The organism is Paenisporosarcina quisquiliarum, from assembly GCF_027563315.1.
Lineage (GTDB): Bacteria > Bacillota > Bacilli > Bacillales_A > Planococcaceae > Paenisporosarcina > Paenisporosarcina quisquiliarum.
Genome location: NZ_JAMKBJ010000015.1, coordinates 1 through 24,040 on the forward strand (window position 1 = coordinate 1; position 24,040 = coordinate 24,040).

General features: G+C 34.4%; 19 protein-coding genes, 2 pseudogenes and 1 riboswitch. Of the genes and pseudogenes, 2 read left to right on the top strand and 19 right to left on the bottom strand.

Translation table 11 applies throughout. The features are described 5' to 3' along the window. Positions 1-415 precede the first annotated feature (415 nt). Complete coding sequence (locus tag M9R32_RS13925) at positions 416-1,333, bottom strand: DUF5667 domain-containing protein (RefSeq protein ID WP_269927355.1); 918 nt, start codon at positions 1,331-1,333, stop codon at positions 416-418. An 84-nt stretch (positions 1,334-1,417) separates the two neighbouring features. Further along, positions 1,418-1,502: riboswitch (cyclic di-GMP riboswitch) on the bottom strand. 362 nt (positions 1,503-1,864) lie between these two features. Further along, positions 1,865-2,428 (bottom strand): DUF4256 domain-containing protein, encoded by a 564-nt coding sequence (locus M9R32_RS13930; protein ID WP_269927356.1) that lies wholly within the window; start codon positions 2,426-2,428, stop codon positions 1,865-1,867. Positions 2,429-2,937: 509 nt separating this feature from the next. Here M9R32_RS13930 and M9R32_RS13935 point away from each other — a divergent pair. Then, positions 2,938-3,861, top strand: a complete 924-nt coding sequence (locus M9R32_RS13935) for a glycerophosphodiester phosphodiesterase family protein (protein ID WP_418936250.1) — start codon at positions 2,938-2,940, stop codon at positions 3,859-3,861. 161 nt (positions 3,862-4,022) lie between these two features. Here M9R32_RS13935 and M9R32_RS13940 read toward each other — a convergent pair whose 3' ends face one another. The 7 genes and pseudogenes from M9R32_RS13940 to M9R32_RS13970 all read right to left on the bottom strand — a co-directional run. Next, on the bottom strand, positions 4,023-4,667 hold the full coding sequence (locus M9R32_RS13940; RefSeq protein WP_269927358.1) for an SDR family oxidoreductase: 645 nt from the start codon (positions 4,665-4,667) through the stop codon (positions 4,023-4,025). A 149-nt stretch (positions 4,668-4,816) separates the two neighbouring features. Further along, positions 4,817-5,785: a GGDEF domain-containing protein gene (locus M9R32_RS16085; RefSeq protein WP_269927359.1), complete on the bottom strand. Its 969-nt coding sequence runs from the start codon at positions 5,783-5,785 to the stop codon at positions 4,817-4,819. A gap of 237 nt (positions 5,786-6,022) precedes the next feature. After that, positions 6,023-6,904 (bottom strand): EAL domain-containing protein, encoded by an 882-nt coding sequence (locus tag M9R32_RS13950; protein WP_269927360.1) that lies wholly within the window; start codon positions 6,902-6,904, stop codon positions 6,023-6,025. A gap of 502 nt (positions 6,905-7,406) precedes the next feature. After that, on the bottom strand, positions 7,407-8,681 hold the full coding sequence (gene ltrA, locus M9R32_RS13955) for a group II intron reverse transcriptase/maturase (protein WP_269927361.1): 1,275 nt from the start codon (positions 8,679-8,681) through the stop codon (positions 7,407-7,409). Positions 8,682-9,272: 591 nt separating this feature from the next. Further along, a complete protein-coding gene (locus tag M9R32_RS13960; RefSeq protein WP_269927362.1) occupies positions 9,273-10,046 on the bottom strand; it encodes a TerC family protein in 774 nt (257 codons plus the stop codon). A gap of 572 nt (positions 10,047-10,618) precedes the next feature. Continuing rightward, complete coding sequence (locus tag M9R32_RS13965; protein ID WP_269927363.1) at positions 10,619-10,753, bottom strand: hypothetical protein; 135 nt, start codon at positions 10,751-10,753, stop codon at positions 10,619-10,621. A gap of 257 nt (positions 10,754-11,010) precedes the next feature. Then, a pseudogene (locus M9R32_RS13970) lies at positions 11,011-11,631 on the bottom strand (alpha/beta fold hydrolase); the annotation flags it as partial. A 389-nt stretch (positions 11,632-12,020) separates the two neighbouring features. On the opposite strand from M9R32_RS13970, the gene M9R32_RS13975 reads away from it, so the two are divergent. After that, a complete protein-coding gene (locus M9R32_RS13975) occupies positions 12,021-12,710 on the top strand; it encodes a hypothetical protein (protein ID WP_269927364.1) in 690 nt (229 codons plus the stop codon). Between the two features lie 105 nt (positions 12,711-12,815). Here the strand turns inward: M9R32_RS13975 and M9R32_RS16110 are convergent. The 10 genes and pseudogenes from M9R32_RS16110 to dndD form a co-directional block, all read right to left on the bottom strand. After that, positions 12,816-13,083 (bottom strand): annotated as a pseudogene (locus tag M9R32_RS16110) (IS21 family transposase); the annotation flags it as partial. Positions 13,084-13,413: 330 nt separating this feature from the next. Beyond that, positions 13,414-15,885, bottom strand: a complete 2,472-nt coding sequence (locus M9R32_RS13980; RefSeq protein ID WP_269927365.1) for a hypothetical protein — start codon at positions 15,883-15,885, stop codon at positions 13,414-13,416. Positions 15,886-15,926: 41 nt separating this feature from the next. Then, the gene (locus tag M9R32_RS13985) at positions 15,927-16,388 is read right to left on the bottom strand and encodes a DNA phosphorothioation-associated protein 4 (RefSeq protein ID WP_269927366.1); all 462 of its coding nucleotides are present in this window, start codon (positions 16,386-16,388) and stop codon (positions 15,927-15,929) included. Beyond that, positions 16,381-18,372 carry an AAA family ATPase gene (locus M9R32_RS13990; RefSeq protein WP_269927367.1) on the bottom strand — a complete coding sequence of 664 codons (1,992 nt, stop codon included), beginning with the start codon at positions 18,370-18,372 and terminating at the stop codon, positions 16,381-16,383. Before M9R32_RS13990 ends, M9R32_RS13985 begins: the two co-directional genes overlap by 8 nt. Next, complete coding sequence (locus M9R32_RS13995; RefSeq protein ID WP_269927368.1) at positions 18,372-18,548, bottom strand: hypothetical protein; 177 nt, start codon at positions 18,546-18,548, stop codon at positions 18,372-18,374. The genes M9R32_RS13990 and M9R32_RS13995 overlap by 1 nt, the downstream gene beginning before the upstream one ends. 24 nt (positions 18,549-18,572) lie before the next feature. After that, positions 18,573-20,024, bottom strand: coding sequence for a DEAD/DEAH box helicase family protein (locus tag M9R32_RS14000; protein WP_269927369.1), 1,452 nt, complete (start codon positions 20,022-20,024; stop codon positions 18,573-18,575). 197 nt (positions 20,025-20,221) lie between these two features. Beyond that, positions 20,222-20,440, bottom strand: a complete 219-nt coding sequence (locus tag M9R32_RS14005) for a hypothetical protein (RefSeq protein ID WP_269927370.1) — start codon at positions 20,438-20,440, stop codon at positions 20,222-20,224. Between the two features lie 109 nt (positions 20,441-20,549). After that, complete coding sequence (locus tag M9R32_RS14010; RefSeq protein ID WP_269927371.1) at positions 20,550-21,668, bottom strand: cysteine desulfurase family protein; 1,119 nt, start codon at positions 21,666-21,668, stop codon at positions 20,550-20,552. A gap of 8 nt (positions 21,669-21,676) precedes the next feature. Beyond that, on the bottom strand, positions 21,677-22,048 hold the full coding sequence (locus M9R32_RS14015) for a DndE family protein (protein ID WP_269927372.1): 372 nt from the start codon (positions 22,046-22,048) through the stop codon (positions 21,677-21,679). Beyond that, on the bottom strand, positions 22,045-24,033 hold the full coding sequence (gene dndD / locus M9R32_RS14020; protein ID WP_269927373.1) for a DNA sulfur modification protein DndD: 1,989 nt from the start codon (positions 24,031-24,033) through the stop codon (positions 22,045-22,047). The genes M9R32_RS14015 and dndD overlap by 4 nt, the downstream gene beginning before the upstream one ends. Positions 24,034-24,040: the final 7 nt, after the last annotated feature.

Below are 24,040 nucleotides of genomic sequence, written 5' to 3' on the forward strand. Positions count from 1 at the left end.
ATACCTTCGTCACTATAACGAAGAACGAATTCAAAAAAAATTAGGCTACCTCACACCAAAAGAATTTGGATGTTTGGCAGCCTAATATAGGTGTTTTATATGTGTCTCATAACACTAGGTCAGTTCAATCTTAAGGTCGGTTTTTTGTTTGTAGAATTGTTGTGGAATTTATTTTGAACTCATACAAACAAAATTAAGGCTACCTGAAATAAACCAAGCCCTGCATTTTTCACAATAAAATCGGACAGAAATTCGATGGAAATAATAATTTTTGATTAAATATTGGAACTAGGATTTTCTTGGCACAGGTACCTCATACGAATATTTTCTTAAAAAAATCCACATATGAAATCTAAAAAAGACTGTAGACAACACGTATTTATACGATTTTGTCTACAGTCTGAATAAAAGAGTATCAATCCTCTTTGTCTTTTTTCCCACTATTTGATTTTTCTTCTTTTGTGATTCCTTGTTGTTTCTTTTCTTCAGACTTATTGGATGCTTCATTTGCTTTCTCGGTAGCTTCTTGCTTTTTCTTTTCTGCTTTTATTTTTGCTTCTTCTGCTTTCTTAGCAGCTTCTTGCTTTTTCTCTTCTGCTTTTACTTTTGCTTCTTCTGCTTTCTTAGCAGCTTCTTGCTTTTTCTCTTCTGCTTTTACTTTTGCTTCTTCTGCTTTCTTAGCAGCTTCTCGCTTTTTCTCTTCTGCTTTTACTTTTGCTTCTTCTGCTTTCTTAGCAGCTTCTCGCTTTTTCTCTTCTGCTTTTACTTTTGCTTCTTCTACTTTAGGGGATTCATCTTCTTCCGTAGTACCATCTTCCTCAGAAGTTCCATTTTCTTCAGTAGCACCATCTTCTTCAGTACCACCTAGTTCAGTAGAACCTTCATCATTTGTTTCTTCTTCAATTATATCTTCTTCAACAATTTCTTCGTAATTATTTAGAGCTTCTTCTTGTTGATCGATTGCTAGTTGAAGTGTTTCGATAGCTTTATCTTCATCGCCTTGTTCAAATAATGCTGTTGCTTCAAGAATCCGTTCTTCGGCAAAGGCGCTAAGCAATTCCGCTTCTTTGCCTTCATCAATAGTAACTAACAAAAGCATATTTTCTTGGATTTTTTTAATGAAGTAGAAAAAGTCCCCGGGTAACAATGATGGTTCTTCTATCTCCTTATCTTCTTCACCTGCTTCAGTTTCTGTACCTGCACCTTTTTGTTCTGGAGTGACAGTTTCATCTGTATTCGCAAATGAAGGATTAACTCCAACCATAAACACTAGCAATGCAACCATAATAAGTGTGAATCCAGTGTTTCGTAAACTTTTTTTAAAAATTGACATAAAAAATCTCCCCTCTTCTAAATTAAAATAGAATTACTAGGAAGAATTATGAAATAAACTATTTTAAGTTTTCAATCATTATTCTTCGGCAGTCCAGCCACCATAGCTTCAATGCCTTAGGTCTGTAACTTTGCGTCTTCATCTTTCGATAAATTTGCCTTTTTCGAAATAAGAATTGCTTCAAATGATGCATGTCCTATCCATTGATTATTATACCTTGTTCAGAAAAATAAAAATATATATTTTTCCAATTGTTTCTATAATATTACATTTAAAGTATTTAAGATAAAAGAAGTTTTTATTAATCAAAATCTCAGAGCCATTAGTCGAAACGCTCTTCTGGATGGTTTTCTATAAAAATATGCTAGGCATTGCATGATTCCATTCAATAAATAAACATAAAAAAACAATCTTGATCCTCAAGGTCGTTTTTTTATGTTTGTTGAGTTGTTGTGAAATTTTTATTGAAAATATACCAAATAAAGAATCAAGGCTATCTGAAATAAACCCTGCCATCCATTTAATCCTACTTTAAACCTTCAATAATCCTCTAAAGCCTCTCGCAGCATAATACGAATCGGCTCCATTGTGGTACACAAAGACCGTGTCATAGCGACGATCACAGAACAGTGCGCCACCGAGTTTTCGAATATTGTCTGGCGTTTGGACCCAACTGGATGTCTTGGTGTCAAATTCGCCAAGTGTCTGAAGCTGTCGGTATTGCTCTTCGTTTAATAATTCAATCCCTATTTCCGACGCTACGTCTACCGCGGTATTTTCAGGTTTGAATTTTTTGCGTGCTTCGAGGGCTGCACGGTCGAAGCATAGACTTCTGCGTTCTTTCGGACTTTCTTTGGCACAGTCACAGTAAAGATATTCGCCAGCTTCTTCATCGTAGCCGATGACATCCGGTTCCCCGCCAGTTCGTTCCATTTCGTTTAGGGACCAAAGCTTTTCCGGTCTTGCTTCTAACTTAGCTTTCACGTCCTGCCAGTTGACTCCTTCATGGCGTTCTGTGTGTTTTTCAAAGCGTTTTTGTAGCGTTTCTAGTAACATGTTTTGCTCTTCAGTTGATAAGGTTTTGGTTGGACTCATCGCTCTTCTCCCCTTTTGTCGTGATTCTAGTATCTATGTTATAGCGTTTTTAATTCTTTCACAAACAAATCTCTTTTTTGCACCTTTATTACTTATGAACAAATAGCAAAAAGCCTCAATGTATTTCCCCAGAGTTTTAAAGGTATTCCCTCAATAGAAAAGTATAATACTTATATGCACTGGACAAATCACGTCCAAGGCATTTTTAAGTGCCATATCTTTTCTGCCTACTGCGTGGTAACATTACTACTTTTTCAATGGTTTCTCCTATAACAAATATAATTAGTCCAGTTTATTGCTTACCGCGCAGTTTCGTCCTACTGTGAGATGTGCAAGTTTTTATACCACAAGAATCAACTGTTTTCAATTCCCATCTACAAAGTACAATGAACATAAAGTAAACATTTGACGTCATTTTAGGAAGTATGAAAATTTTGGAGGAGAAGTCGTTGAAGCGAAAAAAATTTCTAAAGAATTCCTTACTTTTTATCATTGCACTTATCTTGTTCATGTTTTTCAATAATAGCTCGTACTTCACGAAAGAAAGACAGACCGAGCCCTTCCTCCTTGCCCACCGGGGTCTAGGCCAAACGTTTAGCATGGAAGGAATCGAAGGGGATACATGTACGGCGGAGCGAATATTTGAACCTGCTCACCCTTACCTCGAAAATACAATACCATCCATGCAAGCAGCATTTGATGCTGGTGCCGATATGGTCGAGCTGGACATCAAACCAACAAAAGATGGGCAATTCGCCGTGTTCCACGATTGGACTTTGGATTGCCGTACCAACGCCAAAGGAATGGTAAGCGATTATACGATGGACGAGCTGAGGAAAATGGATATCGGTTATGGCTATACAGCCGATAACGGCATAACCTACCCCTTCCGCGGGAAAGGTGTTGGTCTCATGCCAACCTTGGATGAAGTGTTGACTCATTTTCCAAATCAATTGTTATTGATTCATATCAAAAGCAATGATCCAGAAGAAGGTGAACAACTAGCTGACTTCCTTTCTGATCTCGCTGAAGATCGACTCGAGCAGTTGACGGTCTATGGCGGCGATGCACCCATCGCATCTTTAAAAAAACGTATGCCTCACATGCGTGTTATGTCTAAAGAAACTTTAAAAAGCTGTGTTCTACCATACATAGGTGTTGGCTGGACTGGCGTAATGCCTAAGGCGTGTAAACATACACAGATTCATATCCCTGAAAATTATGCCCCTTGGATATGGGGGTGGCCAAACAAATTCCTGAACCGTATGGACAAGGTAGATACGAGAGTCATTGTAGTGGCAGGTGACGGAGGTTGGTCGGAAGGATTTGATTCGGAAGAAGACTTGAACAGGTTGCCTGTTGATTATTCTGGTGGTATTTGGACAAATCGGATTGATTTGATTGCACCGATTCTCAAGGATAAGCAAGAATAAGAAAATATTTTCACTAGCAATTGAGTTAATCAACATTCTTAACGAATAATGATTTAAATGGCCGCGATCATTATTGTCTGATGTTCCACTGCAATTTTTGTATTTGTGGATTTAAAAAAAATCCAAGTCATGAGTATTCCATGACTTGGATTTTCAAACGCTTATATATGTTTCAAGGCTTCATTAATGTAAGTTTCCCCACTGATGAGGTCAAAGGATTTCTTAAATGTTTCTTGGGCATTTAAAGCAGCATAAATAGTTTTAGCAACGTCTTCACGAGGGATTGAACCTGTTCCAAGGTTTGCCGATGCTGTAACTTTTCCGGTGCTTGCCTCATTTAGTAATGCACCTGGTCGTATAATGGTGTAATCTAAATTGCTTGTTTCAACCATTCGATCTGCATAGTGTTTTGCTACATAATATGGAACCATTTCTTGATTCCAGTTTTCACGATGATTTGCCTGAAGCGCACTGACAATTACAAAGCGATGAATACCTGCTAGTTCAGCAGCCTCAACCGTTTTAGCCGCTCCGTCTAAATCAATTAGCAACGTTTTGTCCAAACCCGTATGTCCGCCAGATCCTGCTGTAAAAACAATCGCATCACAACCTTTTGCGGCATCTGCGATATCTTTAACGCTTCCCTCAAGACTTGCAACGGCCACATCAATTCCTTGGCTCTTCAATTCTTCAGCCTGCTCTTTTTTACGAACCATGGCACGAACTGTATGTTCCTCACTTTTTTGTAAGAGGTCGATAAGGTGATTCCCAATTTGTCCAGTTGCTCCTACTACGAATACTTTCATATGATCGAGCTCCTTCTAATCTGAATTGACATAGTCCTATCTTAACCATCCCTACAAAAAGTCTAACATAGAACCTACTTGTAATTAAGCAAACGACCTTTTAGAGAGTTCTTGATATAATCCATATCACGTTCCTTCTCCTCTGGGTGTTATGCAAGTTCACAACCAGCCTGACTGGTAGGTTCTACATAAAAACAGCTTTCACTTTTCATTTTGCACATTTTCTTTAAACGTGTAGCCTCCTCAACCACTTCTTCAGTGCTGCTAAAGGCTTTTCTTTGGTTTGTGACGACGGCAATGGAGAGTGTCACTAAAGGAATTTTTTCCATTTCTCCAAACCGATTCTCCAAATAAATAAACTGCTTTTCGAGATGTTTCTTTGAGTAATATTTTTTAATTTCCACATCAAATCTTTGGATAACGCTACGACAGAATTCATGGAAGCCATAGTGATTGAAAATTACTATGTAGTCATCTCCTCCAATATGACCTAAGAAACCACCTTTCTCTAGTGCATCAGCTAATATGTCGGCAGTAAGCTGAATGATTTCGTCTCCTTTTTTAAAACCATAATAATCGTTGTAAGCTTTGAACCGATCTAAATCAATATATAATAGACTGAATTCCTTTGATTGTTCCAGCGCGTGTGTAATATTTTCATTAATAATTTTGTTGCCAGGGAGTCTTGTGAGGGGATTCAGGTAACTGGCAAACTCAACCTGTATATCGGCCACTTTCATGAGCAAATTTTTGATACTGACAACTCCCATGATTGTTTTGTCCATAACGATGATGATATCATCGTATATTTCTTCTTCCGGTCTATTCATGGCTAATTGGCTGACTTCAATGACTGATGTGAAATAGTCCACAATCAACGGGTGTTTATTAGCTAAGACATCTATCGATTTCATCATGTACAGATTGTAACCATATCGAGTACCTATTTTCTGGTAGAAACACGTACGTGTAATTAACCCAGCCCCAAATTTCTGATTTATTAAAACGATGCCTTGTAAACTTGAGTTTTCTTGAAAAACTTGATCAATTTGATGACATGGTGTTTCAAATGGCACAATTGGCGTGTCTTTAGCAATATCTCCGATATAGGCAATCACACAAATTCCTCCATAATTTTTAATGTCACAATAAGAAGCAAGATTCTTGAAAAGGTAACAAGCTCTACAGTGGTTATATATTCTATTGCACTGTTTTATAGTAGTTCTATAAGAGTAACATTCTTCTATAAAATGGAAGTATAATGTCGAAAAACAACCCATCTCCATACTCAATTATTTGAGTTATCCAGATGGGCGTTCTGTCATTCTTAGATATACCGTTATTTGTGGTTAAAATTATAAAATAGCTTGAGCTAATGGCGAAGCGTTGATAATAGATGACGCAGGTAACTGTCCATTACATAATAGAGAGTTGGGTTTACCTAAGGCATATCCTTGCCCATAAGAAACACCTAAACGTTGTAGAAACCTTAGTTCTGATAAGGTTTCAATTCCTTCTGCAATGACATTGGTATTGGATTGTGCTGCAAATTCCAGTAACAACTCGACGAGATGCTGTTGCGCAGGATTATTATGGATATTACGTATTAGCGATTTATCAATTTTTATAAATTCCGGTTTTAAGTATACGAGTGTTTTTAAACTATTGTATCCGGTACCCGCATCATCTACCGCTATTCTAAATCCTTGCTGACGATAGTTATCAATAATTTTTTCAAATCGACTATAGTCAATTACTGCCTCTTTTTCGGTTAACTCTAAAACAATCTGACTCGGTGAAAGGTTATATTTACTTAATAACTCCAATGTTTTTCCACTTCGATAGGCTGAATCAGTTAATACCTGAGGTTGTATATTAAGAAATACCAATTGATTTTTATGTTTTTGCGTATGTATAACCTGTTCAGAATATCTTTCTAATGAAAGATCCCGTAAGAAAGCTTCGACCATAAAAACCGTTTCGCTTTGGCCAACGTAGTCATAAAACTTGTCTGTCGTAGGAAAACAGAGCGTAGGTTCTGGCCGATTTAAAATTTCAAATCCCAGTGTATCATTTTCTGTTAAGGACACAATGGGTTGAAAAACCGTTGTTATTTTGTGTTTATGTATTAAACTTTTAAACTCTTCACTCATTACGAATTCTTGAGTGAAATGATGATGATTCGCATGCAGAAACTTAAAGTACTTAAATAAGGTCGTTAGTTGATTAATTTTCATACAAACTCCTTCAAACTTACTTCATCCTTATTTAGTATACGTTTCGAATATTTTCTCCGTGTTAAATATTTGTAAAAACTCCTCATTCCTCTTCTTTTACAAATATACTTTGATGTTGAAAAAGAGTTGAATCATCTTTCTGACCCTTAATTTACCCATTCAAGTCGAACCCGGCTGATAACTCATTATATGGGGTATTTTTGACAACAATAAACGCTTCTACTAGTTGTAGAAACGCCAACTTTATCATGTTTATGTTTATACGACTCCCTGCGCCTTTATCTTTGTAAACATGGAAGGATTCGAATTCCGATCACATCAAAATTTGCCTATCCATTCATATTGAATATCAGGCAAATTTTCTTCATTTCATGTCCTCTTATAACTCCCCGATGGAAGAGTATTCAACTTCATTATTCAATCGAGTAGAGGGAAAATAAGATGATTATTTTCGCCCCTCTCACAACACCGTACGTACGGTTCTCGTATACGGCGTTTCAATTTATATTACAGTGTGTACTTTTAGATAACGGTCCAAAGCAGAGGGGATGCCCCTCTGCTTTAGTCGTTTATTTGAGAGTGCTCTGTGAACCACTTTTGATAATCCGATGTACCGATAGCCTTTTCTGCAGAATGGTAAGCCCTTGGCTTCTTCTTCTGGGATGCCTAGTTGAATTAACGATTTGATTTGTTTTCGGGGTACTTTCCACTGTTTCCAGATAATAACCCGAATTCTAGAGCGCAATTTCTCATCTATCCGAGTCATTGCTTTCTTCATATTTGCGATTCGAAAGTAATTTACCCAGCCGACTATGACTTGTTTTAGTTTCATGATTCGGTAGTCCAGTGGAATACTCCAGTTTCGTTTTGTTAGTTGCCGGAGTTTCCGTTGAAATTTCTGAACTGAAACCGGGTGCGGTTTCACTTGGTACCGTTTGCTTTGATAGTCATAGTAATATCCGAACCCCAGGAATTTCAGCTCTTTTGGACGAGAAATTCTACTCTTTTCCGCATTGACAGTTAATCCGAGTTTCTCCTCGATAAACCTGACAATGGTTTTCATCACTCTATCCGCTGCTTTTCCGCTTTTCACAAAGATAAGTGAATCGTCCGCATACCTTACGAACCGCAACTCTCTTTTCTCGAGTTCTTTGTCCAGTTCGTTCAACATAATATTGCTCAGTAAGGGGCTCAGGTTCCCTCCTTGCGGAGTCCCGACGGGAGTTTCTTCATAGTTTCCATTTACCATGACGCCACTGACCAAATATTTTCTAATAAGCGAAATGACATCTCCATCATCTATTGTGTTTGCGATTAAACGCATGAGCTTATCGTGGTGAACGGTATCGAAGAATCGCTCAAGGTCGATGTCCACGACCCAATCGTATCCATCGTTCAGAAATTCCAGGCTTTTGATAATCGCCATCTCACAGCTTCTTTTGGGTCTGAAACCGAAACTGAGTTCGCTGAACTGATTTTCGAATATTGGGCTGAGAACTTGATGAATGGCCTGTTGAACGACCCTGTCCACTACTGTTGGTATGCCCAGTTTGCGCATCTTGCCATTCTCTTTTGGGATTTCCACTCGTAAGGCAGCTTGTGGTTGGTATTTTCTTGTTCTGATGCGCTTGCGCAACTCATCCTTGTTCTCTCTCAGATATTCCTTCAGTTCATCGACTGTTATGCCATCGACCCCACTTGCCCCTTTATTTCTGTAAACACGCAGGTAGGCTTCATTCATATTCTGGTTGCTTAAGATCTGTTCTAAAAGTTCCACACTCGTTTCTCCTTCCCTCTCACGTAGTAAGTGATAGCTCCCATTTTGGTTATCCTCTGAGATACGCTCATACTTTTGCCATTAACTCATTCGGGGTACGTCACTTACGCATTCGTGGTGTTGAAACACTATAAATTGTTCGGCCCTTCATGAATCATGTTCACTACTATGGCTTCTGCTGACTTCTTGCGACTAACCGTTTTCGACTGTAATTTTGTACATCCGCAAGACCTCCCAGGGTAAGACAACTATCTTTCCTCTTTTACTCGCCTGATTTACTCTATAAAGTTACGCACATCTTTTGGACTTTAACTTGCTATGGAGTCTCATCCCTTTATAGAGCCTTAGTATCAGATTTCTGTTCGTCGAGCCAAGATTTTATTCCACGCTTCCTCCAGCCCTTACCTCACGGTAAGTACCTTGCGCTTCCTTAGTGGTTGGTCGATGTGTACCTCCACAGTGGACTTTCACCACCTAGATAGTTGCCATGCCTGGCACACATAAGAAAAGCCGCCCTGTAAAGGCAGCCAAACACTCATCTTACATAAAAATTCCGTCTGTTCTTATACTCACCTTACACTTTTTTCCCTTTTATAATTCTTCATTCTCTAGTGAGTTATTGGCCGGTGCAAACCAACCGATTAGTGCAATACCCACTAATACTCCATAGAAAATCAATGTCCAAATGGTACTGTGGGGAAAATCATGGTCTAGGACACCAATATCATCATGGGCAAGAGTTATTACAGCAAGCTTGACACCGACCCAAGCAACAATGGCATAGGCCGTTGTTTCCAGTGCCGGTCGTTGATCGAGTAACTGAACAAACCAGGTTGCTGCATACTTAATCAATATAAGGCCAGCAATTCCTCCAAGAACTACAACGATAAACTTTCCTCCATCCATGCCACCAAAATCATCGAGCGGTGAATCCGGAAGACCCAGCGCAATAGCAACCGCAGCTAAAATGGAATCAATGGCAAAAGCAAGATCAGCTAAACCAATCTTCCCTACTGTTGGCCAGAAACCTTTCCCAGCAGATTCTTCTTCAACTTCCACGCGAATATTCTCATTTTCTTTCCCGAACTTGGCCTGAATAACATGCTTTAAGCCTAAGTAAAGAAGATAAGCTGCTCCTATCGCCTGTACCTGCCAGACGTTTGCAATAAATGAAATGGCAAAAAGTGCAGCGAATCTGAAAAAGAAGGCCATAATAATTCCGTAGTTTATTGCTTTTTTCTTCTGATCTTCGGGTAAATGCTTAGCAATTACTGCTAGGACAAGTGCATTGTCAGCCGATAACAAACCTTCTAATCCGATTAGAATTAACAATGCCCAAGCATACTCAATCCAAATAGATTCCATTAAAAATTCCCCCTTCTAAAGCTTTAATCGTGATGTATTAATTTCGCTAAAAGTACTATTCCCCTTACCATCTTAAGATAATCTTATGTTGGCGGTTCATTGTTGTCCAACGATAAGAAACCTCTTTTATAGACAAGTTTAAAGACTGGTTCCTTTAAAAGGTACCAGTCTTTTTTAATTGCTAATAGTTCGGATCGACTATTCGAAAAATCTTTCTAGAAATCAGAATTACGAGAGCTCCAAGAATTTTATATTTAAATAACCAACAGATAGAGTGTGATCAAAAAAGTGGTGATTCCTGATTTTTTTATCAGTTTGGTGTTTACAGGACATACAAGACGAATAGTATCCAAGTTTCTCACCTCACTTAACATACTAAGTAAGTCAAAAATTTTGATTTGTTAAATCCAAGGTGTGTGTGATGAATTTGAATAAGATAATCTCTTTGCTTTAGCTCTTTGAGTGGACTTAATTAAGAAGTCGATAAATCGGATTAAAAAAATGTTTCCCCAAGATTTTCGTTGAATTTCCACGTTAATGACTCTCCTTTAAATCGCATTTTTGTTATTCCTTTATCTAACTTTTAGAGGGATCCGTTGTCGTTTATGAAATGGAAATGTAGCAAAAGTTCCAGCGACTCCACTGATAACTAAAAATGAAAGGATTGCGATAGGTAGTGGTCTCTTTTTCAAACGTGTTTGACTCATGTAGAACCTCCTTGGATTTGAGCTTGCAACTTAAGTGTAGTGGATGAATATGGAGAGGATGTTAATGATGTATTAAGACTTTATTTAGAAAATGGATTTTTTTATGAAGTTATAAAGGGTACACCTTTCAAGCTAATTTAAGTTGGTGGACATAGTTTGATTCCGAAGATTTTTAGGCAAAGGAGCGTTGATTAAAATTCATAGGGATTATCATTTATTAAAAATAAATACTTCATATAGAATCTTGCATTTCTCATTTAAAGTGTCGATTTCACAAAATCCATGAATTTATCCTCTTCCTCAACAAATGGATTATGGTTACTTTCCTCGAAAGTAGTCAACGTAGTGTTTGGTATTAAATTGGCGATCTCTATACCATATTCATATGGACATTGCATCATATTTCCCAGCATATATGTAGCTGGGCACTGTTACATCTAATAATTCTTCTCTCAAGTCATAAGTAGGAAATTCCGACTGGATATAATAATTCAAACGGTCACCTACTGTTTTTCCGCTGTTCGGCAGTGTCATTGCATAATCTAATTTCTCCTCTGAATAAAAGGACATCGACGCCAATTCACGACTTATTTGCTTGCGTAGTTCCACAGAAGTAGCTGGATCATTCAATTGATTCATAATTTCCATGATGCGATTGAAGTTCGGATTCTTATGGCAATAAATACTGCCAGAGTCAGCACCATATTCTTTACTTGCACTGGTTCCTCCAGCGATTAGTTTTGTGAGTGAATCGGGTGCTTGAGTAGCGTATTGAAGTCCCAACATCCCTCCGGTTTTTAATGGCCAGCAAATCCCCATTGATCCATGCCCAGAGCCATGGGAATTGCTTCCAGGTCTTTTACGGATTCCTCCATGCTGATTAGCAACGTCTTGTCCAAACCTGTATGTCCGCCAGATCCTCATGGCACGAACTGTGTGTTCCTCACTTTTTTATAAGAGGTCGATAAGGGATGATTGAGATGATTAAAATTGAATAATTTGAAATGATATAATTTATTTAATTCAAATTTTATTAATGTTTAATAAAAATGAAAATATAATAAAGTAAGATGTGAGCACTAAGAAAAATATTGAGTTTGCAAGAAACACTTAACACTTAACCAAATAATTAATCATGTTTTATAAAATATTCCATTTTTCGAACTTGTTAGGGGGTAGTGTGTCTTTTCAACACATAATAATGCAAATATAAAAATAACCTCTCAAGAATAATAAATTAGAAAAATATAAAATGGAGTGAATTTATTTGGCTGAAGATTATTCTATTTGGGAGATCATACTTCCTTATGATTATGTTAGCTCTAGATCTGATCAAGGGTTAATTGTGGCTCACCGAAAGGAAATGGATCAATCCTATGTTCCATTTCCAATTGAAATTACTTTATCTAGCTTTATTGATATGGAGAAAAGTGATTTATATTTTTTTATCAATGAATTAAAATTCATTAATGAATTTGGAAATATAAAAATCATCCCTGTCCCTGAAAAAATGGTAGTTTGGTATGCATTTCGATGGTTCGAATATGATAATCGTTATAGTGATTATGTTTATCAACCAACAATATTCCAATCAAGACATAAGCTTGTTACATTTTGTACCTATAGTATGAATTCGGATGGTTTAGCAAACCATAACATTTTGACGGTTAATTTAGATGAAAACACGTTACATGATCAGTGGTGGGATGATGAGTGGACAGAGGAACTTGAAAAGAAAATACCTTCTGCATTAAATCCTGTAGAATGGGGACAAAATAACTTACAAATATATCTTAATGCCTCAGGAGATGAATTGATTGCAAATTCCTCTTTTAACCAAATAGATGTTGTTATTCACTTTATATGGAATGAAAGTAGTTGGTTTTTAAATTCAATACGTCTAGAACCTTTAGATACCTATATAAATAGAGTTGGATTCAAAATAGAAAAGCTATAGAAAAAAGAAATAAAGTATTTACATTTACGTCCAGAATAGTTTACCGAAAAATATTTTCAACATGCTGCTCAGGCGACCCAGAGTGGTACAGTCGATCTGAAGCTACTTACCCACCGGTTGTTCAACAATGGCCTCTTGTTGCCTCGAAACCGCTTTTTCTCAATTTGATAGATTTCACGCACTTCACTTACATATAAAATGGATAACACTTCAAAAGCCAGTCTTGGATATGTGCCGCACCTAAATGCGGGCACTCTTCTAACCATGAGACAATCCAATCCCGAAAAGGATCAAGTTTCTTCGCTTTCCGATGTGGATTCCCTAAGTACTCTCGAGCTTCTTCAAATGTCATTTCTAAATATTTATAGACACTAAGCCCGGCCATGATGAAGATGTACGAAAATGCAGAGTATCAGGAACTGAATGAGCGAATTAAACGGTCATTAACTACTCTAGACTCCCATAAATAAATCACAATTGAATAAACTTCAATCGAGTAGGAAGGAAGTATTACTCCCGTCCTCTCACCTAACGGTTCGTACCGTTCGGTGAGAGGACGTTCAAAACTCCTGTCGGTCCTTATCCTAAGGATTAACCTAATTTTGTACAAAGGAAGGAAAGGTCTTTTATAATGAATGAAGTCAGATGGTAACCCTTCCAAATCCACTAGAAAAGGGCTATGGTCATAATTAAAGGGAAAACATTAATTATTTTTTAATCTCTTTGATCTTTGTAATTCAAACAATTTCTTTCTTACCACATCTATGTGGCGTTTCAATCTGTTACTTGCTATGGGTAGTACTTCATATGGTGTAAGATGAGCAAACTCTACAAATATTAGATCATTTAGTATTTTCATGTCTTCATCTGACCAGTTCAATTCTTGATCTAGCTTGATGGCATAAAATTCTTCTTTATATTTTTCCGGAACCTTATTACTCCAATATGATTGACAAGCAGTGGCTGAAATCCCAATTTCATTGGATACATCTTCTATAATGGATTTTAGCGTTCGTCCTTCACGAGTTCCATTTAATATCGATGAAATAAGAAAATTCCCTTTCGCTAAATCCCAATTATTAGGATTAGCTGTATTATTAATGACTAATTCTTTTTCGATTTTTAGATTTTTCTCTTGGTTAATTCTATCATCTTTTTCACTCATCTTTATATGCCCATTTTCATTATTTAACAACTTTTCATTCCCAAAAAATTGTATTAAAGCTTCTTCTAAGACCATCGATTTACTTATCATATTCTCTTCAGAGTAATTATCAATTTGTTTAAGTATTTTATTATTTAATCTAAAAGTTACCTCTAAATTAAAATCATTTTTTATTGCTTTACTACTTTTTTCAGCTTTCCATTCTAATAGCATTTGACGTAATAATTTTGTTTCTTCTACATCAAATACTTGTTGATTCTTGCTATTATTTTCATTGTGCTCATCATTTTTAATTACATCTTTTTCATTTTTACATTTAGACAAAGAAGTTGTTACATCACTTGATATATTATCGACATTATCATTTTCAATTTCATTGTTATTTTTATTTATTTTTTCATTAATTTGATTCATTACTGAATGGTGTTGAATTTCTTTTGTTAGAGCGGATGTGTTTACCCCTCTTTGTTCTAACTCAGCGAGTGTTTGTACTCCTTCTTTTAAATCTTCAGACACTTTTTTTAGTAATTCGTTTCTATCTTTTCTTGTCCATAACTTAAAGAAGCCATCATATTTGTAACCTTTACTTTTTAATAGAAGTCTTAACTCTGAATTTTTTATGCCAAATGTGTCTACTACCTTTACAAATGAATTCTCCTTATTAAGAAAACTTATTATCTCCTCAATATTTAATTCTTTTTTAGAAGTGTCAATTTTTTTTGTATTCTTTAACTCTTTTTCAGTTTTAATACTATTAATCCACTTTTTCATTTCCTTGTTATAAAGATATCCCTCGTATTCTAATCTAGCCTGTAAATTTGTAACAAATGGCACTCTCAATTTTCTGTTTATTACAAATTCATTAGATACATCATACAGAGATTCTCCATTATTCAACCTATTTACTATCTTTTCTAAAGATTCTACATCTTTTATAACTTTCTCTAATGGAGTATGTTGTTTATATGAAACATTTTGGAGTTTATCCGTCGCATGTTTAATAATATTTCCATTTTCATTTTTTATCATTTCATCATTTTTGATCTGGTTATTAGTTATACTATTTTGATTTTCGATTTGATGGTCACGTTTTTGGTATTCCAATTCTCTAAATTGGATAAAATTGCCGTTCCGATTGCTTAATTCTGCTAATAATTTTAAACCGAATTCACTATATAACATTTCAAACTGCGTAGCGTTGAGTGAAGGAATTGCTAGATTTATTTTATTTGCAAATTCTTTATTAAGTTGTAAAAAATGTTTATTCATTGTAAATCTATTTGATGACAAATTAAAATAGTAGTTTGAATTAATTCCTAAAATAGTATTTACTTGAAGACTAGTGTAAAACTTAGTTCCACTAGTTATTATATATTCCAGTGTTCCTGTATCTAAATCTCTTACAATTTTTAATCCTTCAATATTTGTCTCGATTGTTGAAGCTTCTACATTCGATTCTAAAGTCCACACCTTTCGAAAGTTAGCTGCTTTAAGCGTTTCCTTCAATTCATTTACATCAGTTTTTAAATGTTCCGCTACATCTTCAAGACTATATTTCTTTGAATTAATTAAATGTACAATCTTTAATACATCCGGGTGTATTATGGATTGATTATTAGCATTATAAGTATAAGTCCACCGTTTTTTATAGTTAAACCTTTTTAGTGATTCTTTTAAAGTAGTTATAGTTACGTTAGTTTGTTGCGCTATAAAAGTTAAATTACTTCCGTAGAATAATTTATATGGAATAGTACTTATCTGTTCAGTAGTGATATAATCTCCAACTTCTGTTTTCAGATTACCCTTTAACCATTTATTGGAATTCGGATCAAGATAGTAGTTTTCTTTTTTAAGATAATTTTTTATTATAGCGGGTTCTACTTTATATAAACTGGATAACTGTTCAAGACTGTCTCCACCATTTAGTTTAGTTACAATATCATGAAGTTTATCTTCTACGAGTAACTCTCGATCCTTAAGATGAGAATTCACAATATCTAGGATATCCATTCAAGTTACATCCCTCTCTAATTATTTCAATTGTTTAATGCTTAAAATGATAGCATATCTGCTATACCTCTTAAATTTCTGTCTTTATCATTCACTTCATCTTCCATACTCATAATAAAGTCAAATAACGAAGTTAATGCAACCTTTGGATTATCAGTCACAAGGTTATAAAGTATCTCAAAACCACCCGCTGCATATTCTTCAAAAATTTGCATCTTTTTATCAAACGAATCTGGATCATCTCTAAGAATGGAGATATCTTCCGTCTCTGCTAACGCTATTGCATTAATTATAGTCTCATCTGTATCTAATGTGAAAACACTCCAAGGAATTCCTTCCGCAGAACTTGAGAATTTCATTCTTTTTTGTTCCATAAACCCAAGGGCTCCAGAAGTCATAAAAACATCTTTGTATGTTAAAAAAACCCCAAATTCTTCTGAATCTATGAGTGTTTTATAACCGTCCTCTTGATTCTTAGGTCGTTTAATTCTTCTATTAGACATTTGTACTAACCACCTCTACAACTTCGGTATATTCATAAGGTCTTACTTTATTTTGTCGTGGATCATTGTAAAGAAGTTTATATTCTTTTCCAATATAATCTTTTAAATGCTCACTAACTTCTCCTTTCCATTGAGAGGAAGAAACTATTACAACGACTTGATCAGCAAGTTTATAAATTCCATTTGCAATTCTTTCTCGATGATCCGAATCGAGAGCTCCAAATGGAGAATCCATTACCAGAGGATATATACCTCCTTCATCAAAATCAACTTTTTGATCTTTATAGTGTTCTCGCGCTATGTCAACTATTGCCCCTATGAAAGATAGGCTAGTAATCTGTCTTTCTCCTTGGGACATTCCAACTATATTTTTGTTTTCATTTAAGACATTCAATTCATAGTTATCTGCAAGCTGAACGTCATAACCTTTTCTTAAAAACTGAGAGTAGACTTTCGTTATTCTCTCTTGTAATTGTGATTTAACAAGTTTTTCCCGTACTTTTAGGATCTCTTGCATCACAATCTCGAGCTGCTGCAATGCATCCATGCGTTTTTGGGTCAATAGCCCTTTTTCTTCAAGTATTTGATACTTTTTCTGTTCAGTGGTTTTTTCATTGATATTTTTTAGAACGGTCTCTAAATCATTTTCTATAACGCCTAATCGTCTTTCAACCAAACTTTTTTGATTTACTAGTGCCACTCTTTTATTTTCTAATTGAACAATTTCTTCAGACTCTTTCCCTGTTAGCTTTGAGCTTATTTCGTCAAGTTCTTCTGACAACATATTTACCTTTTGTATTTCAGTAATTTCATTTTTCTTCAATCTTTTTAATTCAGAAATAAGATTTATCTTTCGTTCTTTAATGACTTTTAAATTGCCTACCATTTCATAAATATTATTTTGGTAATTATTAAGATTTAATCTATCTTTTAGGAGTTTTAGATGGTCTAAATGTATGGAATTTGATGTTAGTGAACTCCCACAGATACATTGACCTTTAGAAATGAGTTCCTCTATAAATACACTACTAACACCTGTAAATACATCTCCGGCACTATTTTTTTTGATAATTGTATCCGCTTTTTGAGTAGCTGAGTAGCTAAATGCAATATAACCGATTTTACTCATTTTTTCTTTGAGACTTCTTCTTATATCTTTAATCGTTTGTTTAGTCTCAAGCAGCTCTGTTTGTTTATTGTCTCTTTGAGATTGTAATTGTTTAGCTCCTTCAATTTGCTTTAACCGGGTTTCAACTGCTAATATTTGTTTATCTAATGCACTTAAGTTACTTTTTTGAAGAATTTCTTGTTCTTTTAGTTCTTCGCGGTTTCCTTCCAATTTATCAAGCTCTTCAATGATGTTAATAATTAGAGAATTACCAAACTTCTTTAGCTCACTTCTAAATCTAATCCTAGCTTTTTCTGTATGTGTAATTGCTCTCTCAAGTATTTCAAGACCCATAATATTTTTGATTGCTTTTTTTATATCTTCAGTTCCACTTTCTTTTGATAAGTTATCTATTCTTTCTCCATCAAAAAAGAAATAGGTTCTTAAATCTTCAGGAAGTATCCTATTTAATTCAACAGTAGGATTATTTACTGTTTTAAATAATCCACCTTTTTCTATATAATTTACTTGAACTTCTGGTTCAAAATAAGTAATTTCACCATGTAAGGATTTTTTAGCTCTTACCTTTCGAGTTACAGTATATTCTTTTCCACTATCAATAAAATTAATCGTAACTGAACCTTCGACTTCTTCTATTGCTATTGCAATTGCATGCTCATTTATGATATCTTTCTCATTTGGAAGATTATGCAATCCATACAGACACCAACTAAAAGCATTTAGAAGAGCCGTTTTACCAGATCCATTTTCACCGTGTATAACGGTAACATTTCTATTGGCTGATCTAGAGAATTCAATCGTTTGTTCTTGATAATATTGTCTGAAATTTTTCAATTTAATGTATTGAATTAACATTATTCATTAATCCTCTCTTTTACAATGTTAACAATATCGTTAATAATTGTAGTCCCTTGTAAATTTTTGAGATGTAAGACTTCTTTTTCTGCTTGTAGTATTTCTTTCAATATTAAAGCGCTAGAATCAGGTAACTCAGCTAATAAAGATTCTATTTTTTCTCTCTCCATGCTCATACAAAACTCCTCCTTTAATTTTCTCTATATGTCTAATAAATTATAAGCATGCTTTATTTGATCTAATTTTTGGTGAGCTAGCGGACCATTTATAGCTAGACTAGCAAACTCACTAAATCTATTTAATTCTCGTTTTATCATATTTCTTTCAGTATTAAATAAAGTTTGTTCAATATATTTTATATCCTCTAAGTTTCTAGGTATCACAATAAAATCATGTATATAAGAGTATTTCTTATTTGGATGTTTTCTTAGAACTCTTCCTCTACGTTGGATGAATTCTCGTGGATTTGAACTACTTGCTAATATAAAAGCTCTTTGTGTTGCCGGGACATCTACACCTTCATCTAGACATTTAATGGCTACAAGAGTCTGCAACTCACCTGACTCAAATCTTTCTAACAGATTCTTTCTGGTTTTCCCATCTTCACGTGAAGTAAATGTATGCACTTTCATATTTAAATCTGTGCCAAGTAATTTTACAACAGTATCTAATTGCTTCTCACCATCTACATTACTGTCACCACAATAAACGATATTATGACTATCATCTTTATGCTCCTGCATAATTTCTTTTAATTTTCCGATCTTTTTTCTAGCATGATTAATAACTCGTGCACGCTCAATTAATAAACCTTCAATTGATTTATTATCATCTCTGGAAGCATCTTCTTTTGGATACATTTTCATAATTTTTCTTGTAATTTCAAAATACTTCTCACTCTCATCTTCCTCTAATACGATTATGTGAGGATAATAATAATATTCAGTAAGAAATTGTCCTATTGCTTGATCTAATCCAAACTCAAATACAACTTCCCCCCCAAAATAGTTAATTAATTCTGATGTACCTTCCTCATCAAACCATCGATTAGGGGTTGCAGACAATGCAAGCCTATAGGGGAAATTTTCATTTAAATGCTTCCTGCTTTTTGCCGCACCTAAATGATGTGCTTCATCAGCAACAAAAACAATGTCTCCTTTTAAGGAACTAATTATTTTTTGCATTGAAGCAGTGGCATACGTGGCATTAGTTGTAATTAAACAAAAGTGACTGACTACTCCACTATTAAATGCCGAAACATAATTAGCTAGATCATCTTCCCATAATTTCCTTGAACGGTAAGCAACAATCGGAGACATATTAAATTGAATTATATCTTTAACCCATTGGTCAACTAAATGTGTATAGGGACATACTATAATAACAGCAAGGCGTTTAGTTACCTCTCCTAATTTTGCTATAGCTGATAGAGCTGTAATTGTTTTTCCAGTACCCGTTGCCATTTCTAATAGACCTTGACAATCGTTACGAAACCAATTCTTAATTGCATTTTGTTGATATAATCTAATCTGGAAATGAGGTGGAATCAATGGGTAATATTCTTTGATTTCTTCTTTATTTTCTTCTAAATAACTTACCTCCGGATCTGAAATGATACTGGCATCTTTTTTATGGTGAATTTTCTTTTCCAAAGGGACAGAACTCCTTTTAAATCTGATTTATCATAAATAAAACCACTTCAAGCTAAACGATTTGAACAAGCAAACTTTTCTATTAACTTACTTTCTATTGTAGATTAGTTCATTATTAATTTATATATATTGGAAATAAAAAAAGACCCATCCTTTAATAGGACAAGCCAACCAAGATATGATTTTATTTTCTACTATTATTTCATCACTTTAATAAAGATTTTAGCTTCCTTTATTTTTCCAGAGATTCCCGCTTCACTCATCTCTGCTAAAAAATCATTTGCTTCTCGGCGGGAGTTAAATTGTGTGGCTAGTTCTAATACTCCATCCAAAACTTTCCCTTCAAAAACTTCATCTTCCACTACATATAAATCTTCTAATGTTTCAATCACATATACCGTTTCTAATTCTTCCATTTCAGATTCTCCTTAGTTTATAAAGGCGCAAGTAAGAACGACTGAAAGTATTTCCCCTGACGTCTCTCCCTTTATATATTAAATACATATATTCCACATAAGTCATTATCTATAGTTCATTAAAAATATTTAAGTCTTCTTTTTCAATAGTTGCAGATAATGAAAATCTTATTGTATTTCTCACTTGATCAATGGACAAACCAATTGCATCGAGTACATGTGAAGGTTTACTTGAGCTACATGCCGATCCTGTAGAGGCTGCTATGAAAGGAGCTAACTTTTTCACTAATATTTCATTATTTATCCCCTTAAATTGAACACTTAATATCCCCGGTATCTTATGCTCTTTATCATGATTAAATATTAGCATACCCTTAAATTTATCATTCAGAATAGTAGTTAAATACCCCTCTAAAAAACATAATTTCTTAATGTTGTTTAAGAGATTCTTTTGCGACATTTCTCCGGCTTTGCCCATACCGACAATATTATGGACAGCCAATGTACCACTTCTATAACCCTCTTCTTGACCCCCTCCATGCATAAGGGGGGTAATTTTTGCTAATATATCATAACGATCTTTACGTATGAAAGCCGCTCCGATTCCCTTAGGTCCATGAAATTTATGAGCCGAACATGACAAGAACTTAATACCAGGAAACTCTGTTAAGTCGATTGCAACTTTACTAACAACTTGCGTGGCATCTGTATGCAAGAATACATCTCTTTCAAGGCAAATTTCTGAGATTGTTTTCATATCATTTAAAGATCCTAACTCATTATTACCCCAAATTATCGAAACCAATATAGTTTTATCAGTAATGATAGAGGAGAGTTCACTCAAATCAATTCTTCCGAAGTTATCCACATTTAAATAAGTAACTTCGAATCCTTTTGTTTCTAAGAATTTACAAGCCTCTAAAACTGAAGGGTGTTCAACCTTTGAGGTAATAATATGATTACCCTTTTCAGAATAATAATCTGCAACTCCTTTAATAATCATATTATTACTTTCAGTTGACCCACTAGTAAATATAATTTCTCGATCTGTACAACCAAGCAAGGAGGAAATAGAATTTCTTGCGTCTTTTACAGCGTTTTTAGCATTTTCAGCTACTAAATAATATTTACTAGAAGGGTTTCCGTATTCCTCCATTAAATATGGAAGCATTGCACTTCTTACTTCCGGTAAAATTTGTGTAGTTGCACTATTGTCTAAATAGAGCATTTCATCACCTATTCTTCCAATTTTAATAGATTCAATAATAATTTCTCATAATTCCCTGCATGCTTATATTCATTTTCAAGGAGGATGATTCCTCGTTCTAAATGAGCATTAAACAAATCGGGAAAGTATTCTTCGTCAGATATACTTGATTGGGCATGTTGTCTAATAATCGCTTTAAATAGGTAATCATTTTCTCCCGTTAAAGCATTACGATGAATATCAACCCCTGCTTTATCTTCTACTTTTGGAGGTTGAGCAGGATTTTTCACTGATAGTGCTATAGCAATCCGGGCCAAAACGTTCCATGTTAGGTTTGTGCTACTCTGAAGAGAATTTAGCAATTCTCCGGTATGTTTAGATGTTTTAAGTCGAAAATTCATATTTTCACCTCATTTTTAATGACAGGAAAATAATAATTCTTAATATGGGTTTCTTTGTTAATAACGTCAAAATCTAATATATATTCTTTAGAGATATGATTTTTCAACATTTTATAATGTACCTCATCTATTTCAGTATCAGTGGATAAGATAATTGCCTGTCTACCACAATTCGGGATAAACTCTGTTAACAAAGTTGATTTATGTGTTTTATCCAATCTACCTAATAGAGAATCAAAAATGAAAGGAACTTTTCTTCCCGAACACTTAAAAATAGATCCAATTAGTGAAATTATTAAAATTTCTTTTTCTCCAGCAGATAACGTTGTTTTTTCAATTTCTTCGCTTTGGGAATCAAGCAATACAACGTTATAAGTTTTCGGATCAATTCTAATCGAGTTTATATAATTTTGCTTTCTAAACATTTTTTTCAGCAAAACCGATGCTTCAATTTGAACTTCCTGAAGTTTTTTCTTGAGTTGTAATTCTCTAAATCTTTTACTCAATTCTATGATTTTTTGAGATTCTAGATAAGAACTTTTAGTTTTTTCCGTATCTTTAATAACTAATTGATGCTTTTCAATTGATGTGGAAAGATTATTATGTTTATTTCTTAAATCCGTTATTTTAGAACCAAGATTCACTATTTTTTGATCTATATTAACTAATTGTATTTGCAGTTTCTCCATATTACTAAGCATAGAATTAAACTCATTGGTGGAATCATTTACTTTTAGTTTTCCACGAAGAACTTGTAGATTTTCAAGCTTTTTTCTATTTTCACTGATCATCGAAGTAATACCGATAGCCTCGTTAGAACAAACAGAATGATACATATTTTCAACTAAACTACTTTCAGAAAATGATGCACCATGAATTTGTCTAATTACTGTTTCAGGTTTAACTAGATCCAATAACGATATTTTTAATTTGGCAGCTATATTTTCATCGCTTAGTTTATCAGAAAACAAACTAATCAATCCTTCTAATTTTTCTGGTGATAACTTTTGGTCTAACTGTCTAAATAAATGGTTAGATTCTTCATTAACAATTTGACTTCTTGTTCTAGTTAACAATTGTTTTGATATTAGGAAAGGTAAAAGTGTAGATACGAATTCTTTAATCTTTTCTGTGTTTTGTTTTCTTTCCTGCTCTAATATATTTATTTCTTTTAAGATCTGATCTCTTTGAGCTTTGATTAGTCCACCATGTGTATCAAAGTCTTGTTTAAAAGAGATATATTCCTCACTGAATTCTTGCTTTTGTTTATTAAGATCCTCTAATAAAGCAGTTACTTTATTAATTTCTTCTTTTAAATGTTTTTCTTCTTCATTTAAACGGAATAATTCCTTTTCAAATGATGTCATTTTGTTAAAATCAAGTGTTTGATTTGAGTATGTCATCAAGTCTGTTTCAAGAACCTCAAATAGATCTAAATTAAATACAACTCTCGATAACTTACTTAAGTATTCAGACAATAAATCCTTATTGACAATTCGTGCTATTTCTTCACCGTCAAATAGGCAGAAATCTAATAGCTGAGGAGGCATTACTTCCTTAAGTTGTGATTGAAATAGATCTTTCTCGGAGTCACTTAAGTGTTTGCCATTTGCAAGAATATCGTATGTTTCTTTAAGAGTCATTTTCTTTATATGCCATGTTCGATATAAAGAGTAGTCAATTTTTTCGAAATTGTTAATTAGAGTAAAATCAAGTTTTATTTTAAAATCATCACTTTCTTCTTTCTTCGCTTGATGATTCAACATGCTTTTTATTCTTTTAAAATACTCATTACTTTCATTTTTATGCCCAAAGCTATACGCTCCAAACAAGCCTAGTTTAATTGCATTTAACAAGGTAGTTTTACCTGCTCCGTTTTCGCCCCCAATGAGAATGACATTTTTACCGTTCACTGTGCGAAGGTCAAAGCGGTTGAATCCTTTATATGGCCCAATATTTGTTAACTGAATCTCATTAATAATCATAGTTAAA

Coding starts and splice junctions, on each gene's coding strand:
- M9R32_RS14010 (WP_269927371.1), bottom strand. CDS start 21,668: ATGCTCTATTTAGACAATAGTGCAACTACACAAATTTTACCGGAAGTA.
- dndD (WP_269927373.1), bottom strand. CDS start 24,033: ATGATTATTAATGAGATTCAGTTAACAAATATTGGGCCATATAAAGGA.
- M9R32_RS14005 (WP_269927370.1), bottom strand. CDS start 20,440: ATGGAAGAATTAGAAACGGTATATGTGATTGAAACATTAGAAGATTTA.
- M9R32_RS13995 (WP_269927368.1), bottom strand. CDS start 18,548: ATGAGCATGGAGAGAGAAAAAATAGAATCTTTATTAGCTGAGTTACCT.
- M9R32_RS13965 (WP_269927363.1), bottom strand. CDS start 10,753: ATGAGTCAAACACGTTTGAAAAAGAGACCACTACCTATCGCAATCCTT.
- M9R32_RS13990 (WP_269927367.1), bottom strand. CDS start 18,372: ATGTTAATTCAATACATTAAATTGAAAAATTTCAGACAATATTATCAA.
- M9R32_RS13980 (WP_269927365.1), bottom strand. CDS start 15,885: ATGGATATCCTAGATATTGTGAATTCTCATCTTAAGGATCGAGAGTTA.
- M9R32_RS13940 (WP_269927358.1), bottom strand. CDS start 4,667: ATGAAAGTATTCGTAGTAGGAGCAACTGGACAAATTGGGAATCACCTT.
- M9R32_RS13985 (WP_269927366.1), bottom strand. CDS start 16,388: ATGTCTAATAGAAGAATTAAACGACCTAAGAATCAAGAGGACGGTTAT.
- M9R32_RS13935 (WP_418936250.1), top strand. CDS start 2,938: ATGTTTTTCAATAATAGCTCGTACTTCACGAAAGAAAGACAGACCGAG.
- M9R32_RS13925 (WP_269927355.1), bottom strand. CDS start 1,333: ATGTCAATTTTTAAAAAAAGTTTACGAAACACTGGATTCACACTTATT.
- M9R32_RS13960 (WP_269927362.1), bottom strand. CDS start 10,046: ATGGAATCTATTTGGATTGAGTATGCTTGGGCATTGTTAATTCTAATC.
- M9R32_RS13950 (WP_269927360.1), bottom strand. CDS start 6,904: ATGAAAATTAATCAACTAACGACCTTATTTAAGTACTTTAAGTTTCTG.
- M9R32_RS13930 (WP_269927356.1), bottom strand. CDS start 2,428: ATGAGTCCAACCAAAACCTTATCAACTGAAGAGCAAAACATGTTACTA.
- M9R32_RS14015 (WP_269927372.1), bottom strand. CDS start 22,048: ATGAATTTTCGACTTAAAACATCTAAACATACCGGAGAATTGCTAAAT.